15 protein-coding genes are annotated in these 15313 nt (G+C 42.5%); 7 read left to right on the top strand and 8 right to left on the bottom strand.

Annotated elements, in window-relative coordinates:
• Positions 1–3 precede the first annotated feature (3 nt).
• Positions 4–1113: a DUF4335 domain-containing protein gene (locus tag IM676_RS08885; RefSeq protein ID WP_200989848.1), complete on the bottom strand. Its 1110-nt coding sequence runs from the start codon at positions 1111–1113 to the stop codon at positions 4–6.
• Positions 1110–1757 carry a DUF3038 domain-containing protein gene (locus IM676_RS08880; protein ID WP_200989847.1) on the bottom strand — a complete coding sequence of 216 codons (648 nt, stop codon included), beginning with the start codon at positions 1755–1757 and terminating at the stop codon, positions 1110–1112. The genes IM676_RS08885 and IM676_RS08880 overlap by 4 nt, the downstream gene beginning before the upstream one ends.
• A gap of 576 nt (positions 1758–2333) precedes the next feature.
• On the opposite strand from IM676_RS08880, the gene IM676_RS08875 reads away from it, so the two are divergent.
• The 3 genes from IM676_RS08875 to IM676_RS08865 are packed head-to-tail and all read left to right on the top strand — an operon-like array spanning position 2334 to position 4240.
• Entirely contained in the window at positions 2334–2852 is a 519-nt protein-coding gene (locus IM676_RS08875; protein ID WP_200989846.1) for an adenine phosphoribosyltransferase, read from the top strand.
• Positions 2853–2911: 59 nt separating this feature from the next.
• Positions 2912–3952 carry an ABC transporter permease gene (locus tag IM676_RS08870; RefSeq protein ID WP_200989845.1) on the top strand — a complete coding sequence of 347 codons (1041 nt, stop codon included), beginning with the start codon at positions 2912–2914 and terminating at the stop codon, positions 3950–3952.
• Positions 3953–3958: 6 nt separating this feature from the next.
• Positions 3959–4240: a hypothetical protein gene (locus IM676_RS08865; protein ID WP_200989844.1), complete on the top strand. Its 282-nt coding sequence runs from the start codon at positions 3959–3961 to the stop codon at positions 4238–4240.
• Positions 4241–4348: 108 nt separating this feature from the next.
• On the opposite strand, the gene IM676_RS08860 is transcribed toward IM676_RS08865, so the two are convergent.
• The 4 genes from IM676_RS08860 to IM676_RS08845 form a co-directional block, all read right to left on the bottom strand.
• Positions 4349–4639: a hypothetical protein gene (locus IM676_RS08860; protein WP_225880477.1), complete on the bottom strand. Its 291-nt coding sequence runs from the start codon at positions 4637–4639 to the stop codon at positions 4349–4351.
• 60 nt (positions 4640–4699) lie between these two features.
• Complete coding sequence (gene purF, locus IM676_RS08855) at positions 4700–6220, bottom strand: amidophosphoribosyltransferase (RefSeq protein ID WP_200989843.1); 1521 nt, start codon at positions 6218–6220, stop codon at positions 4700–4702.
• A gap of 278 nt (positions 6221–6498) precedes the next feature.
• Complete coding sequence (gene purL / locus IM676_RS08850; RefSeq protein ID WP_200989842.1) at positions 6499–8883, bottom strand: phosphoribosylformylglycinamidine synthase subunit PurL; 2385 nt, start codon at positions 8881–8883, stop codon at positions 6499–6501.
• A gap of 265 nt (positions 8884–9148) precedes the next feature.
• Positions 9149–9634, bottom strand: a complete 486-nt coding sequence (locus tag IM676_RS08845) for an allophycocyanin subunit alpha-B (protein WP_200989841.1) — start codon at positions 9632–9634, stop codon at positions 9149–9151.
• Positions 9635–9769: 135 nt separating this feature from the next.
• Between IM676_RS08845 and rlmD the strand changes: the two genes are divergently transcribed.
• The 3 genes from rlmD to IM676_RS20025 all read left to right on the top strand — a co-directional run bounded on the left by rlmD (position 9770) and on the right by IM676_RS20025 (position 12181).
• A complete protein-coding gene (gene rlmD / locus IM676_RS08840; protein WP_200989840.1) occupies positions 9770–11128 on the top strand; it encodes a 23S rRNA (uracil(1939)-C(5))-methyltransferase RlmD in 1359 nt (452 codons plus the stop codon).
• 420 nt (positions 11129–11548) lie between these two features.
• A complete protein-coding gene (locus tag IM676_RS08835; RefSeq protein ID WP_200989839.1) occupies positions 11549–11998 on the top strand; it encodes an ATP-binding protein in 450 nt (149 codons plus the stop codon).
• Positions 11999–12052: 54 nt separating this feature from the next.
• A complete protein-coding gene (locus IM676_RS20025) occupies positions 12053–12181 on the top strand; it encodes a hypothetical protein (RefSeq protein WP_263973173.1) in 129 nt (42 codons plus the stop codon).
• Positions 12182–12217: 36 nt separating this feature from the next.
• Here the strand turns inward: IM676_RS20025 and IM676_RS08830 are convergent, their stop codons facing one another.
• Complete coding sequence (locus tag IM676_RS08830; RefSeq protein WP_200989838.1) at positions 12218–12499, bottom strand: DUF6439 family protein; 282 nt, start codon at positions 12497–12499, stop codon at positions 12218–12220.
• 334 nt (positions 12500–12833) lie between these two features.
• Here IM676_RS08830 and asnS point away from each other — a divergent pair, with 334 nt between their 5' ends.
• The gene (gene asnS / locus IM676_RS08825; RefSeq protein WP_200989837.1) at positions 12834–14225 is read left to right on the top strand and encodes an asparagine--tRNA ligase; all 1392 of its coding nucleotides are present in this window, start codon (positions 12834–12836) and stop codon (positions 14223–14225) included.
• Between the two features lie 291 nt (positions 14226–14516).
• Here the strand turns inward: asnS and IM676_RS08820 are convergent, their stop codons facing one another.
• Positions 14517–15194, bottom strand: coding sequence for a response regulator transcription factor (locus IM676_RS08820; RefSeq protein WP_200990137.1), 678 nt, complete (start codon positions 15192–15194; stop codon positions 14517–14519).
• Positions 15195–15313: the final 119 nt, after the last annotated feature.

The raw sequence follows: 15313 nt of genomic DNA, 5'->3' as shown, positions 1-15313 counted from the left end.
TAATCACTGATATCCCCACCAAGGGCTAACTTGCAGAATGCCCGTTCTAGTGAAAACTACTTTAAATTGGGCTATTGATTCATTAGCTTTGAGAGAACCAAGAGCAGGATTCTGTAGCAACTTGGGCAGAGGAGTTAATTCTATTTCCTCATTTGCCCCTTGATTTACCGCTTTATAACCAATGATTGCACCATCAGCATTTGCACCTACCCGATAGACTAAATCTTGTGTTAATTCGGAGCGATTAATCCAACCTAGATTAATTTGCTCATAAATTTTTCCATTCAGAACACGTAGTTGGGATGAATTAGTAATTTCTGTAGCTGAACTTAAGAGTGCTTCTAAATCTCCGATTTGGGGTGCTGTATTCACCGGAGTCGCTACATCTAGGTCAGTTACCGGGGAAGTTCGTGAGGTCTCTATATTTACCGGTGTTGTCTGATCTGGTGCGTCAGAATTGGGAGTAGGTGCGATGGAGACAGTCTCTTCTTCCGCCGGGGCTACAGGTGGGCGCATCTCAGGAGCAGGAATTAGAGTCAAGGCAATGGCCGCAACTGCTACACTTGAAACTCCTATACTTGCTGCTACTCCTTGGTTGAGCAGGAATTCATTAGCACTGCCATAACTTCTAGCCACTGGCTGTAATTCTAATGACAACTCTGGTAGGGTTTGGCTGTCAGCAAAAAATTGATCCACAGCTTCAACCAGGTCAAATAACTGCACTGTATTCAAATCGATTTGAATAGGCGGTTGATTGTAGTTAGGCTGAGACTCAAAAGCATCTACAGCTATTTCAGAATGGACAATTAACCTGTGTCGGTTACTGTAAATTTTTTGTAACTCCACTAGTTCTGAGTCTTGATTGTGTGCTTGAGGGTTTGACACATTACTCAAAAATTCTTGAGCATAGCCACTCACAGCCCGGACTAGACTCTCAAAAAATTCTCTTCCGCCTACTAGAGGCTGACTATAGCCAGATATATAGCATTCTGCATTTACCAATATGGATAATTCTGGACGCATCCCTTGATAGTATGCTGCTTTGGCTACATCACTGAAACCCTCTAACAGCAGCGTACAATTAGGTAGACTATACTTACGTTGAATATTCATTCTACTTCACCGTCAAAAAGACTAATCCAAAATCGCTGCATTCCAGCCGTGCCAGTACAAAATAATAATTGCCCCAACAAATTGATTGCTAGTTCATCTAACTTATCGTCAGAATTTAATGCCATGACACTAGAACGCCTAGGATTCATTCTGCTCCTAAAATGTACTCGAAATCGCTCTAGGTAATTAGATAGCCGCAAATTTTGTGCTAAAGGTATTTGCTTTTCGCTCATTTGCTGATATGTCATCAACATTTGGCGAATGACAACCGTTAAACGCCGCGCGATGTAGCTGGCAATAACGACTAAAGCTTTTGCCTCCATGATCGTCAAGGGACGGCGGATATGAGCTCTTCGCAGTGGGTTAGAGCTGCGCATTCGCCATAAATTTACTCGGTTCTTAATAATTCCTTTGAGTTCCAACTCATCAGCAAAAGCCAGAATAGCTTCGGAACTGCCAAGTTCTAAAGCTTCAATCGCCAGTAAAATTAAATCAACTTGCATTCGGGTTCTAGCGGGACAACCCTGTGCTCCCTTGGCGAAGCTGACCGTAGGCATTGCAGGGTCCGGTAAAGTATCCAGAATCATCGGCAAGGATGGGGGGGATGGACTATTCAATGGCGTTAAGCTGGCTGAGACATTCATTTTATAAATTACCTTGTGCAGAGCTAATAGGCAGAATAAAACTAGTACAACTAATTTAAAAGAGCTATAACAGGCAAAATCAACTCGTTTCAAAGTTGCTTGTAATGCTTAAGAATTGATTACTTTTCCTGATGTCCAAAATACCTAAAAATTAGGTAAACAAGTCTCTTGTTCTCAGCAAAAAACTGCTTTACCAATTTTTTTGTCGGAGGTAATTCTCTTGGATAATGTGGCTTTGTAGAATTCCTTATGTAATTGAGAGTGGTATTACAGTTGCAGTATATACCTGCTTTGTAAGATACAGCCTCCCAGTTCCTCTAAGTAACGCCATCAAAAATCACCTCCGATTTAGTTGTCTTGAGTATAGTAAAAGAATATATCAAAAATCAGGAAACCCCCAAAAGCTAACATATGATTGTGGCTTACATCCCCAGGGTCTAGGACTGAGTAAAATGACCTCATTTGGTTAAATTAGAGCCTCAATTCCCAGGTGATGACATTATAGTGTAGGATTTTTCAGGGACTAGTCATGAGTCATTGGTCATTAATCCCCCCTATCCCTCATAACTTAATTTTATGGATTTAAAGTCTCTAATTCGCGATATTCCAGATTTTCCCAAACCGGGAATTGTATTTCGCGATATCACTACTTTACTACGCGATTCAGAGGGATTACGCTACACTATTGACTTTTTTACTGAAAAATGCCTTGATTTAGGCTTAACGGCTGATTATGTTGTGGGTATGGAGTCCCGTGGGTTTATTTTTGGATCTCCTCTAGCTTACAAATTAGGAGCGGGTTTTATTCCCGTACGGAAGCCGGGAAAGTTACCAGGAGCAGTTCACTCAATTGAATATGAATTAGAATATGGTACAGACTGCTTGGAAATGCATCAAGACGCTTTGCATCCAAATAGTCGGGTTTTAATTGTAGATGACTTGATTGCAACAGGTGGTACAGCTAGTGCAACGGCTAAGTTGGTGCAGAAGATTGGCTGCGAATTGGTAGGGTTTGGGTTTATCATCGAGCTACAGGATTTACAAGGGCGTAAATATTTACCAGATGTGCCGATTATTTCCCTAATTGAATACTAATCATTGGTACTGTGTCCTATATCCTGAGCAATGGACTAATCAAAAATGACTAAATTGCTATGACTTCTAAGAGAATGTCCTGGAATGCCGGTCAGGAGAGCTTTATAGGGCTAGTCAAAAACGAAACATTTTTTTATGTGGTGAAACGGATATTACAAGCACTGTTAACCTTGTTATTGGCAACAGCGCTATCCTTTTTGATCATGAAACTCTCTCCTGGGGATTATGTGGATACCTTGCGCCAAAATCCCACAATTTCGCCAGAACGCATTGAGGAATTAAGGCAACAGTTTGGTTTAAATAAATCTTGGCCAGAACAGTTTGGATTATGGTTATGGCGAATTTTCACCCAAGGAGATTTTGGTACTAGTTTTGTTTACCAACGCTCAGTAGCTTCTCTGTTGTGGGAACGGATACCGGCCACTTTACTTTTAGCGATCGCTTCTTTATTTTGTACCTGGGCGATCGCGATTCCCTTAGGTATTATCGCCGCTGTCAAACAAAATCAAACCACTGACCGCATTTTACAAGTGATTAGCTACACGGGACAAGGTTTTCCGAGTTTTATCACTGCTCTGTTTCTGCTCATATTTGCTCAAATCACCTCACCTTTATTTCCAGTGGGTGGTATGACTAGCATCAATCATACTGATTTATCTTGGTTCGGTAAAATCCTTGATATTGGTTGGCACATGATTTTACCCACTATTGCCTTAAGTATCACTAGTTTTGCTGGGTTGCAAAGAATCACTCGCGGTGAATTATTAGATGTTCTACGTCAAGATTATATCCAAACGGCTCGCGCCAAGGGACTACCAGAAAATCGGGTGATTTATGTTCACGCTCTTCGCAATGCCATAAATCCTTTAATTACTTTGTTAGGCTTTGAATTGGCTGGTTTATTAGGTGGTGCATTCATTGCTGAACAATTCTTTAATTGGCCTGGTTTAGGGAGATTAACTTTACAGGCGGTAATGGCTAAAGACCAGTATTTAGTCATGGCCAGCCTCGTCATGAGTGCCCTATTGCTGAATATAGGCAATTTAATGGCAGATCTGCTGTTGAAGGTAGCCGACCCCCGGATTCGTTTGGAATCCTAATTGAGTATGTTTTCTGAAATTTATTATTTAGTGCGATCCCAAACCGACGGTCGTTATCTCCTAGCCCGTCCCCATGCTGAAACTTCAGGTTATTTATTGCTGTTTCGAGAAAACTTTGATGCTTTAAGCTACCTCAACACCCATGGCACAGAAGTCGTGGACCGCTTTGCTGTAGAATCCATTGCGGGTACACAATTAGGAAACTTGCTCAAACGTTGGGGTTTTAGCGGCATAGGTATTGTCACAGATCCTTTATTACCCAGAGTTGAGTTTATGCAAATGCCATGAAGTTGATTACAGCAGTTTCTAGCTAGCTAGATGACCTATAGATATTAATCGTAAAACTATTTTGGGCATCATACCTCACTTAAGTGAAATCTACTGTATAATAATTAATCAGGGGCGCTCTAAAATTAAGTAATACCCAAAAGCTTCTCCCTTATGGCTCACAGTAAACGGCATGAAAAGACCAGGAATTGAATTGATCACCAAATATTTAAGCAACGGATAAGCAATTATTTTTGCTTTCCAAGATAAGGAAAAAAGTTTCAGGGACAACCTTTGTAATTTCGATAAAGTAGGCTGAATTGCCCAATAAAAGTCTTCCATCACTTCAACTCGAAAGCCAATTGATTGCAAGATCGCATACCAATTGAGTTGTAATTCATAATGATTTAATGCATCCAAAATTTCTCAGGGGCGGACATTTTGCCCGCCCCATCATGCTTGGGTAATTTCGCTAATGCACTAAACCACAACTGTTTCTAACATCAATTTAGAACGCTTGACTTGCTCAGGAATAGCTACAGGATAATCTCCAGTAAAGCAAGCTGAACAGAAACTACTAGTATCTTCCTGGGTTGCTTCGAGCATTCCCTCCCAACTGAGATAAGCCAGGGTATCTACTCCCAACTGCTCGGCAATTTCTGACACTGACTTAGTAGCAGCAATCAACTGATCCTGACTATCAGTATCGATACCGTAAAAACACGGATGTGTAACCGGTGGGGAAGAAATCCGCATATGCACCTCGCTAGCACCTGCTTCACGTAATGCTTTCACCAGTTTCCGACTCGTTGTACCTCTCACAATGGAATCATCCACAATAATTACCCGTTTACCCACCAATACATCTTTGAGGGGGTTGAGTTTCATCCGAATCCCCGACTCGCGCATAGATTGTGTGGGCTGAATAAAAGTTCGACCCACATAGCGATTTTTAATCAGTCCTTCCGCGTAGGGGATACCAGAGGCTTGGGAGAATCCAATGGCCGCAGGTATTCCCGAGTCAGGAACACCAAAGACAATATCAGCATCTACAGCGGATTCTGCCGCTATTTGTCGCCCTAACCTCATGCGATAGGTATACAAACTTTCATTGTGCATGATGCTATCAGGACGGGCAAAGTAAATCATTTCAAAGATACACAACTTACGAGCAGGTTTTTGACTCCAATGATAGGAAGCTAAACCGGATTCAGTAATCCAAACTAATTCCCCTGGTTCCACATCTCGTAAGTATTCGGCTCCTATGATATCTAAACCACAAGTTTCCGAGGCCAAGACATAACGGACTGGTAACCCGGGTAAAGTTCCAATTACTAAGGGGCGGATACCATTGGGGTCACGCGCACCCATGACACCAACGGGAGTACCAATCACCAAACTAAAAGCACCTTGGCAACGGTGAAACGCGCTACTTGCCCCTTCTACCCAATCTGCACCGGCGTTGATAGCTTGAGCGATCGCCAAAGCAATCATTTCCGAATCTGTTGTTGTGATTAAACTCACTTGGTTCCGCACTAACTCTGACCGCAGTTGCACAGTATTGACTAAATTACCATTATGAGCTAAAGCCAATGAACCTAGTCGAGTTTCCACCACTGCCGGCTGGGCATTATCCTTGCGGCTAGAACCAGTAGTTGAATAACGAGTGTGACCAATAGCGAGGTTTCCGGGTAACCGAGCCAAAATAGATTCATTAAAGACCTGAGAAACTAAGCCCATGTCTTTGTGTAGGTGTACTTTTGCATCTTCAAAAGTTGCAATCCCAGCTGATTCTTGACCCCTATGTTGCAGAGCGTATAATCCAAAGTAGGTCATTTTGGCAACATCTTCTTCTGGTGCGTAAATGCCAAAAACACCACAAGCTTCTTCTGGTTTGTCAGGTCGATGTTCATGACTATTGATTAGATCTATTTCCTGATGTGGGTATTGATCCGATAGCTTCTGCGGTTTAGCCATAGTGACGGAATGGATGGGAATCATTAGCTATTGCTCCTGGTTTGGGTGTCAAGTCGGAATAATCGGTAATTGATAATTTTTAACTCGTAATTACTACCCCAGCAAAAAATGCAGTAACCTATGCTGCATTCTAATCTGGAATTAATTACGAATGAAAAACTAAGAATTAGTAATTATTGAGCACCTGGGATGATGTCGCGGGATAGTTGCCAAATTCTTAACGAATCTTTAACCATCTATTAAAACAGTACCGTAATTCTGCTCAAAGAGGTTAATTATCCCCATCTAGGGGATGGAAAAAATTAATTGGGAGTATTACTTAGGGGGGTAAGACGGTTAGCTATGGCTGAGAAATAACGCTCTTTCATCTGTTCCAGAGTCACCTTGATTAAGATTTGGTTATCATTGGTTAAAACTTTCAAACCTAGTTCAGAATCACCCAAATTACCTACTATACCTAGTTTTTGCCAATTATCCCCCAGATGTTCATCTAAGTAAGATTCCCAAGTTTTCTGTTGTGCTTGTGCTACAGAGACTAAAATTCTCGCCCCACCTTCACCAAACAGCACTTCATCCAGACGTTGTAACTGATTTTGAGGAATTTCTATCTGGATTTGGGCACCTAAGTTACCAGAAAGGCAACATTCAGCCAAAGCAACAGTCACCCCCCCCTCGGATGAATCATGGGCCGAACGTATCCAACCAGTACGAATACCTGTGCGGCAAACTTGCTGTACACGACGTTCCAAATCAAAATCTATCCGCGGGGGCTTACCAGCAACAGTATTGTGAATACTAGCTAAATACTCAGATGCGCCCAAACCAACAACAGAGGATGTCAGAGGTAATCCCAAAAGATAAATTAAATCACCGTTCCCTTGCCAACCTTGAGAACAAATCTTTGTTAAGTCAGGAATTAACCCCACCATACCCACCACAGGAGTAGGATAAATAGGTTGGGGATTACCTTGAGAATCAAAGGTTTCATTGTACAGAGAGACATTCCCCCCTGTAACTGGTGTTGCCAATTCTAGACAACCTGTAGACAAACCCCGACAAGCCTGGCTCAATTGCCAGTAACCAACAGGTTTTTCTGGACTACCAAAATTGAGATTATCTGTCACCGCCAGAGGTTCAGCACCCACACAGCTGAGATTACGTGCTGCTTCTGCCACCACAGCCTTAGCTCCCTCATAGGGGTCAAGATAAACATAACGAGGATTACAGTCTACAGTCGCCGCCACACCCGATGTAAAACTTTCAGGTTTTGATTCTTCATTTTGCTTGGTTTCCAGGGGACGTAAGCGCACTACGGCAGCATCAGCACCACCGGGCAAAATCACAGTATTATTCTGTACTTGATGGTCATACTGACGATAAACCCAACTTTTAGAAGCGATGGTTGGCGCACCGAGCAAAGTTAACAGAATATGATTCCAGGACTGTAATTTACCTTCAATCTCCACCCCCTCAATTGTAGCAGGTGGTAAAGAATCAGGTGACCATTTCCAAGCTTCCAGGGCATACTCTGGTGGTTCTGCTAACAATTCCCGTTCATAAAGTGGGGTATTTTCCGCCAAAGCTTCAGCCGGAATTTCTGCTGCAACTTTACCCTGAAATAAAATCCGCACCATAGGTTCAGCAATTACCGTACCTGCAACCACAGCATGAAGTCCCCAACGCTGGAAAATATCAATTAGCTCTTGTTCGCGACCCTTGTGGGCGACAAATAGCATTCTTTCTTGAGATTCAGACAGTAGGTACTCGTAGGGAACCATCCCCAACTCCCGCACAGGAATCTGATCTAAATCGAATTCAATCCCCACACCACCTTTAGCCGCCATCTCTGAAGTTGAACAAGTAATACCCGCAGCACCCATATCTTGAGCGGCGACAACAGCACCTGTTTTAAATGCTTCCAGACAAGCTTCAATTAGAGACTTTTCCAGAAAGGGGTCACCTACTTGCACTGCGGGACGGTTATCCATTGATTCATCTGTTAATTCCGCACTAGCAAAACTAGCGCCCCCCATACCGTCCCTTCCGGTGGTGGAACCGACATATAACACAGGATTACCAATACCAGAAGCACCAGATTTAACAATTTCTGGTGTTTCCATTAATCCCAGTGCCATGACGTTAACTAAAGGATTACCTGAATAAGCTGGGTCAAAATATACTTCACCCCCAACTGTCGGCACTCCAACGGAATTACCATAATGTGAAATACCTGCTACAACACCGCTAAACAACCTTTGGGTTTTGGGATCATCTAAAGAGCCGAAACGTAAAGAGTTTAATAAGGCAATGGGACGCGCCCCCATTGTAAATATATCTCTTAATATACCACCTACACCTGTGGCGGCACCTTGGAAGGGTTCGACGGCTGAGGGGTGGTTATGAGATTCAATTTTAAATGCTAATTGCAGTCCAGCGCCTAAGTCTACAACTCCGGCATTTTCACCAGGCCCAACTAGGATGCGCGGTCCTGTGGTGGGAAACTGCTTGAGTAAAGGACGGGAATTTTTATAACAGCAATGCTCGGACCACATCACTCCAAACATTCCCAGTTCGGCTTTGTTGGGATGTCGCCCTAAGCGTCTGACAATTTCTGCATATTCTTCTGGTTTTAATCCTTCGGCGGCGATTTCTTCAGGGGAAAAGGGAGTAGAGGAAGTGGCGGTCATGGAAATAATGCACCAAGAGTACAGAGAATTATTGTATCGATTTAGTTACCCTATATGCACTTTCCCACCACTAAGTAAGAATTTTTTGTATATTTCCCTCTCAACTAGTAGGGAGTATCTGCTAAAATTCCCCCACACTTGGTTAATAACTTGACACATTCTTTTGCCAGAGCCATGACCAAATGTAGGGAGGTTATGATCAAATGAGAAATCTTATGGGTCTAATACCTTAAAATTCACAATCCTAGAACCAAGACCAGTGGGATCAAGACATGGCTTGAATGATGTAATCAAAGTAGGGTGCTGCTTCCGCCGCATCTTCCACACTTAGTAAGTCAAGGGAGGCGGTTTTCAAGGCGCTAATAGCTTCTACCATGCCTGGTACAGGAACACCTAAAGAATTGTACATTTCTCGCACACCGATTAAACCAATTTTTTCGATTGGTTCTTTGTCGCCAGCAAGTACGCCATAGGTAATTAGGCGCAAATACCAGCCAAAGTCGCGGATACATAGGGAACGCTGACGTTCACCGTAAGCATTACCGCCGGGGGCGATAAAGTCTGGGCGCTTTTTCCATAGATTTTTGGTTGCTTCTTGAACAATCTTTTTTTCGTTCTCGGCTAAGGTCGCCGCGATGCGTGTTCTTTGTTCACCAGTTTGGAGAAATTCTTGGATGCTTTTGAGTTCTCCACTGCTGGGATAACGCAGCTGGTCGTCGGCTTGGAGAATAACTTGGCTAATTACGGTCATAATTATACCCTCTTGTGTGCGGAATATTATTTGCTAGTTTAGCGAGTCTGAGGTACACAAAGGAAGGAAAATTAGGAAGATGATAGGAGTGAAGAGCAAGATTGTGATTTTCTGATGACCAATGACTAACAACCAATGAGTAAACAACAGGGTAAGTTAATTGAAATTACCATCACCGACTTGAATAGTACGGGTGATGGTGTGGGACGTTTTGAGGAAATTGTGGTTTTTGTCCCCGATACTGTTCCAGGCGATCGCGCTATAGTTCGCTTAGTACAAGTGAAAGCTGAATATGCTCATGGGAAACTCCATCAGCTCTTACAAGCATCTGCTCATCGGGTCAGAGCAGGTTGTATTGTCGCTGATAAGTGTGGTGGTTGTCAGTGGCAACATATTGATTATGAATATCAGCTAGTAGCCAAGCATGATCAAGTTATCCAAGCTCTACAACGTATTGGTGGTTTTGTCAATCCACCAGTTGATCGGGTGTTAACCACAGATGCACCTTTGGGCTATCGCAATAAAGCGACTTATCCTCTGGGAATTTCCGCCAGCGGTAAGGTACAAGCTGGTTACTACCAAAAAGGTAGCCATCGATTGGTGAATTTAAATCAGTGTCCCGTTCAAGATCCCAGATTAAATCCTTTACTGGCACAAGTGAAACAGGACATTCAACAGCGAGGTTGGCAAATTTACGATGAAGGAAAACACCAAGGACAAATTCGCCATTTGGGTTTACGCATTGGACGCCGGACTGGTGAAATGTTGTTGACTTTGATAGTCAAGGAGTGGAATTTACCAGGAATTGAACAGCAAGCCCAGGAATGGTTAGAGCGCTATCCCCAATTGGTGGGTGTGTCATTAAATCGCAATCACCATCGCACAAATGCCATTTTTGGAGATGAAACTCGTTGCGTTGCGGGTGTTTCTTACCTGCGAGAAGTCTTTGCTGGGTTAGAATTTCAAGTGCGTCCAGATACCTTTTTCCAGGTTTATACAGAAACCGCAGAAGCATTGTTGCAGGTAATTCAGTCGGAACTCAATCTTCAAGGACAGGAGTTGCTAATTGATGCTTATTGTGGTATAGGTACTCTAATTTTACCTTTAGCCAAACAAGTTCGGCAAGCTATAGGATTAGAATTACAACCAGAAGCTGTGGAGCAAGCCGTTTTCAATGCCGAGCACAATGGAATTAATAATGTTACATTCCAAGTAGGGGCAGTAGAGAATTTGCTGCCGGAAATGAGCATAAAACCAGATGTGGTGTTGCTTGATCCCCCTCGCAAAGGATGCGATCGTGCCGTGATTAATTCTTTATTAGAACTGAAACCTCCACGCATAGTTTACGTCAGTTGTAAAGTAGCTACTCTGGCTCGCGACCTAAAATTTTTATGCCAAGATGGGCTATATCAGATCACAAGTATACAACCTGCTGATTTCTTTCCCCAAACAGCTCATGTGGAAGCGGTTGCTTTTCTGGTCTTAACACATTAGTATCAGTAATACTGAGTCTAGAAAAAAAAACTTACTTTCAAATTCGTAGTCTAATGCATCCTAAAAATGCTAGAATCTAATTAACCTAAAAGAACGATTTTGTTACAGAGATTAAATTCCCATCGACCCCAAGGAACATGAATAAGCTTTGGTAAAGCAACGTTCGGCAATACCAAGATTATCCTCATAACTCTTGAATATTACCAATAATTTTCTTTGTTAACTGCACTAGCAGTATAACCCTTATATGTATCAACAATCCCATCTCATAAACAGAGTCAATGCTCCCTAGCATTTCCAAAATTTAGTTTTTAAAGACGCAAGTTTGAAGGCAGCGTGACCACCTCACTTTTATATCAGGGTGCCTGTAATCCATAGCAAACTAATGTCTAGCTAACTGAAAGCTGCGGGGTTTCTCTTGTGATGACCATTTCCCTTCGTCCAGTTGGACGTTATTGGGGCACAATTAGTTTTGCCTCAACTCTTTATCTATGCCCAATTTTAGATTTACTACTAGCTGAGATTCCAGAAAAACTGCAAGCAGAATTGCGCTTAGGACTCCAAGAAGCCCTAGTAAATGCCGCAAAACATGGTAATAATCTAGATCCTAGTAAAACAGTCGTAGTCCGTTTTTCCCTGATCAATAATCAATATTGGTGGGTAATCTCAGACCAGGGTCGAGGATTTGTTCCTGTATCGGCTGATGATGAAAACCCCACAGATTATTTACCACCAGATGAGTCAGAAAATGGTCGTGGTTTATGTCTTCTCCATCAAATTTTTGATCAAGTAGAGTGGAATCGTAAAGGTACAGAATTGAGGTTGTGTAAAGAAATGGAAAATCGCCCCCGTTTGTCTTTAAGACGGTAGAGTATTCAGTCATTATTAATAGTCGTTAATCATTAGTATGCAGCAATAAATATTTTGTCAAAAGCACTAAAACAAACTGGCGATGATTTAAGTACGGTGGGGCGCAACGAAACTTCTAACGCTTGCGGAGAGATAAGCCTCTACCCAGACTTGGTAACAAGTTTGGGTAAGGTTGCTCATTGAAGCAAGAATCCCCGTCCCTCTATAGGGCGGGGATCGTCAAGCCTTATTCCCATGGGTGGGACAGGGAGGCGCAGAAATTGAGCGGTCTAACCAACCAACAGCTTGTTTTAATCTGACTATGGCTTCTTCTGGCTGATTTTGGACAAGGTACAAAACAGCCGCAGCGGCCTGTTCACTAGCGCGAGAATTGCGGTTAGACTTGAGGTGATGCCAATCCTGAGGTGAGATACTTAGCCTCTCCATGAGGGCTTGGGCTATCTCTAGGGTGCTCAGTTCATTCAATTTATTGGCTTGAGATAGCTGAGTAGGTTGAGACATGATTTTAAATGGTAAGTGGTGCCTAAAGACAAGTTGAATCACCCATATAAAATAGTGCTGATTCAGAACTGAAAATTTTGAGTATTGACCAGCATTTGATCATAGTTTACTACCTGAACATGAAACCGCCTCACGAATCACTATCGCCGCAGGAAAGTCAGGCGATCGCGAAGCTTTCGCGCCAGTAGATCCCTCCAATCCTTAAATAAACCTTACAATCCAGTACAAAGCCATGGACAAAAATAGGCAAAATGGCAACAGCATCCCTGGGATCAAGTTAAATGTTAATATTGTGTAATATCTGTCTTAGTTGACAAAATAGAACTTATATAGTATGTCGAATCAAAGAATTGCAGAAGTATTGCGGAGTGGTCAACCCGATGAGTCTCTGGTAGTTCAAGGCTGGGTGAGAACAAAACGGGAGTTAAAAGGATTTGCGTTTATAGAACTCAATGACGGTTCATCACTAGCTAATTTACAAGTAGTGATCAATCAGGATTTAGCAAACTACGAAGTTATTATTAAAAAGCTGAATACAGGTGCGTCGGTGGAGGTGAGTGGGCTACTAGTGGCTTCTCAAGGTAAAGGACAACGCATTGAATTAACAGCCACAGCAGTGAAAGTTTATGGGGAAGCTGATCCCGAAACCTATCCTCTGCAAAAAAAACGCCACTCCTTTGAATTTTTACGCACCATTGGACACTTGCGATCGCGCACAAATTCCTTTGGTGCAGTATTCCGGGTGCGAAACGCCTGTTCTGCAGCCATTCACGAATTTTTCCAACAGAGAGGCTTTTTATGGGTACATACACCTGTAATTACAGCTAACGACTGCGAGGGCGCGGGTGAACTATTCAGTGTCACCAGTCTTGACCTCAAAAACATACCAAGCACAGACAAACAAGCAATAGATTATACTCAAGACTTCTTTGGTAAACCTACCTACTTAACAGTTAGCGGTCAGTTAGAAGCTGAAGTCATGGCCATGGCCTTTACTAACGTCTACACCTTTGGACCCACATTCCGGGCCGAAAATTCCAACACTTCGCGCCACCTCGCGGAGTTTTGGATGGTGGAGCCAGAAATGGCCTTCTGTGACCTAGATGCTAATATGGATTTAGCCGAAGCATTTCTCAAACATATTTTTCGATATGTGTTAGAGAAATGCCCAGAAGACATGGAATTTTTCAATCAACGCATTGATAATACTGTTCTAGCAACAGCCGACAATATTATTAATAATCAATTTGAGCGCTTAACTTATACAGAAGCAGTCAAATTATTAGAAAAAGCCGATGTCAAATTTGAATATCCAGTCAGTTGGGGCTTAGATTTACAATCAGAACATGAAAGATATTTAGCAGAACAGCTGTTTAAAAAGCCTGTAATTGTCACAGATTATCCAGCCCAAATCAAAGCGTTTTATATGCGGTTGAACGAAGATGAAAAAACCGTTCGTGCTATGGATATTCTTGCACCAAAAATTGGGGAGATTATCGGCGGTTCTCAAAGAGAAGAAAGGTTAGATGTATTAGAGCGCCGCATTTTAGCCCAGGGGATGCAACCTGAAGATTTATGGTGGTACATGGATTTACGCCGTTATGGTACTGTTCCCCATGCTGGTTTCGGCTTAGGTTTTGAAAGACTGGTGCAATTTATCACAGGTATGGGAAACATCCGGGATGTCATCCCCTTCCCCCGCACACCCCAAAGCGCCGATTTCTAGTATTTTCAACCATCATGTCAATTTCTTTCAGCCTTAACCTACCCTAAAGTGATTTACATTTAGGTGGGGTGATGTAGTGATAATTTTAGGTGATATCCTGGTTGGAACATCGTAGTTGATAGCTGTATTATGAATTATGAATTATGAAGTTTGAATTAAAAAAATCCAAATTTAGCTTCACAATTCATAATTTGTTAGTCGTAAAACTAGGGTCAGGATTCCAGAACAAGCTCTAGTTTTGAGATATTCTGTGTAACTCAAAACTGAGAACTTGGCAAATCAGCAGACAGATTAAGCCATTTGATTTTCAATCGCCCAACGCGCCAGTTCAGTGCGGTTGTGGAGATTGGTTTTGCCCAACATATTGGACACATGGCTTTCAACTGTACGCTGACTCACATTTAGTTCTTCGGCAATTTCCCGATTAGCTAAACCCCTAGCGACAAACTGTACCACTTTCAGTTCAGTTGGGGTTAACTGTACATCAAAGGGAACCTGAATTCGGGAACCGTTTTCCCCTCCTTTAGCTTGGTGTTCTTTCCAGCGAGTAGTTTGCTTCAGGGAAGATTCTACTTGTGCTACGAGTTCTTCAGGTTCAAAGGGCTTGACCATATAAACATCAGCTCCTTTGTTCAGACCTTTAACTCGTTCTGCACTTTGCCCCTTAGCTGATAGGAAAAGCACGGGAATCCATGCAGTGCGTTCATTTTGTCGGAGTTGTTCTACAAAAGTATATCCGTCCATCTCCGGCATGATGACGTCACAGATGATCATCTCTGGAATATCGTATTGAAGCATTTCCAGAGCTTCTCGTCCATTTGCGGCAGTGTTAACTTCATAGCCTCTAAATTCCAGGTAGTCCTTCACCAGCAATATGAGGTTAGGGTCATCATCAATCAGTAGCAGTCTTTTGTGATCTTTCATGCTGGGCTCTTTCATAGCATTGGCACTTTTGGCGCTTCGGTCCATCAAGGTATTGAATGGTTATCCTTTATGGTGGATCATTGAGATGTTGTCCTTTTTCTACTTACCTCGCCCTTGCTTTCTGGAAGTCTTAAAAGTGGTAATTACTTTGGATAAGACAACTA

The organism is Anabaenopsis elenkinii CCIBt3563 (assembly GCF_015245355.1).
Taxonomy (GTDB): domain Bacteria; phylum Cyanobacteriota; class Cyanobacteriia; order Cyanobacteriales; family Nostocaceae; genus Anabaenopsis; species Anabaenopsis elenkinii.
This window is presented reverse-complemented; position numbering and strand designations above follow the sequence as displayed.

Coding starts and splice junctions, on each gene's coding strand:
- asnS (WP_200989837.1), top strand. CDS start 12,834: ATGTCGAATCAAAGAATTGCAGAAGTATTGCGGAGTGGTCAACCCGAT.
- rlmD (WP_200989840.1), top strand. CDS start 9,770: ATGAGTAAACAACAGGGTAAGTTAATTGAAATTACCATCACCGACTTG.
- IM676_RS08875 (WP_200989846.1), top strand. CDS start 2,334: ATGGATTTAAAGTCTCTAATTCGCGATATTCCAGATTTTCCCAAACCG.
- IM676_RS08865 (WP_200989844.1), top strand. CDS start 3,959: ATGTTTTCTGAAATTTATTATTTAGTGCGATCCCAAACCGACGGTCGT.
- IM676_RS08870 (WP_200989845.1), top strand. CDS start 2,912: ATGACTTCTAAGAGAATGTCCTGGAATGCCGGTCAGGAGAGCTTTATA.
- IM676_RS08820 (WP_200990137.1), bottom strand. CDS start 15,194: ATGGACCGAAGCGCCAAAAGTGCCAATGCTATGAAAGAGCCCAGCATG.
- purF (WP_200989843.1), bottom strand. CDS start 6,220: ATGATTCCCATCCATTCCGTCACTATGGCTAAACCGCAGAAGCTATCG.
- IM676_RS08880 (WP_200989847.1), bottom strand. CDS start 1,757: ATGAATGTCTCAGCCAGCTTAACGCCATTGAATAGTCCATCCCCCCCA.
- purL (WP_200989842.1), bottom strand. CDS start 8,883: ATGACCGCCACTTCCTCTACTCCCTTTTCCCCTGAAGAAATCGCCGCC.
- IM676_RS08845 (WP_200989841.1), bottom strand. CDS start 9,634: ATGACCGTAATTAGCCAAGTTATTCTCCAAGCCGACGACCAGCTGCGT.
- IM676_RS08885 (WP_200989848.1), bottom strand. CDS start 1,113: ATGAATATTCAACGTAAGTATAGTCTACCTAATTGTACGCTGCTGTTA.
- IM676_RS08830 (WP_200989838.1), bottom strand. CDS start 12,499: ATGTCTCAACCTACTCAGCTATCTCAAGCCAATAAATTGAATGAACTG.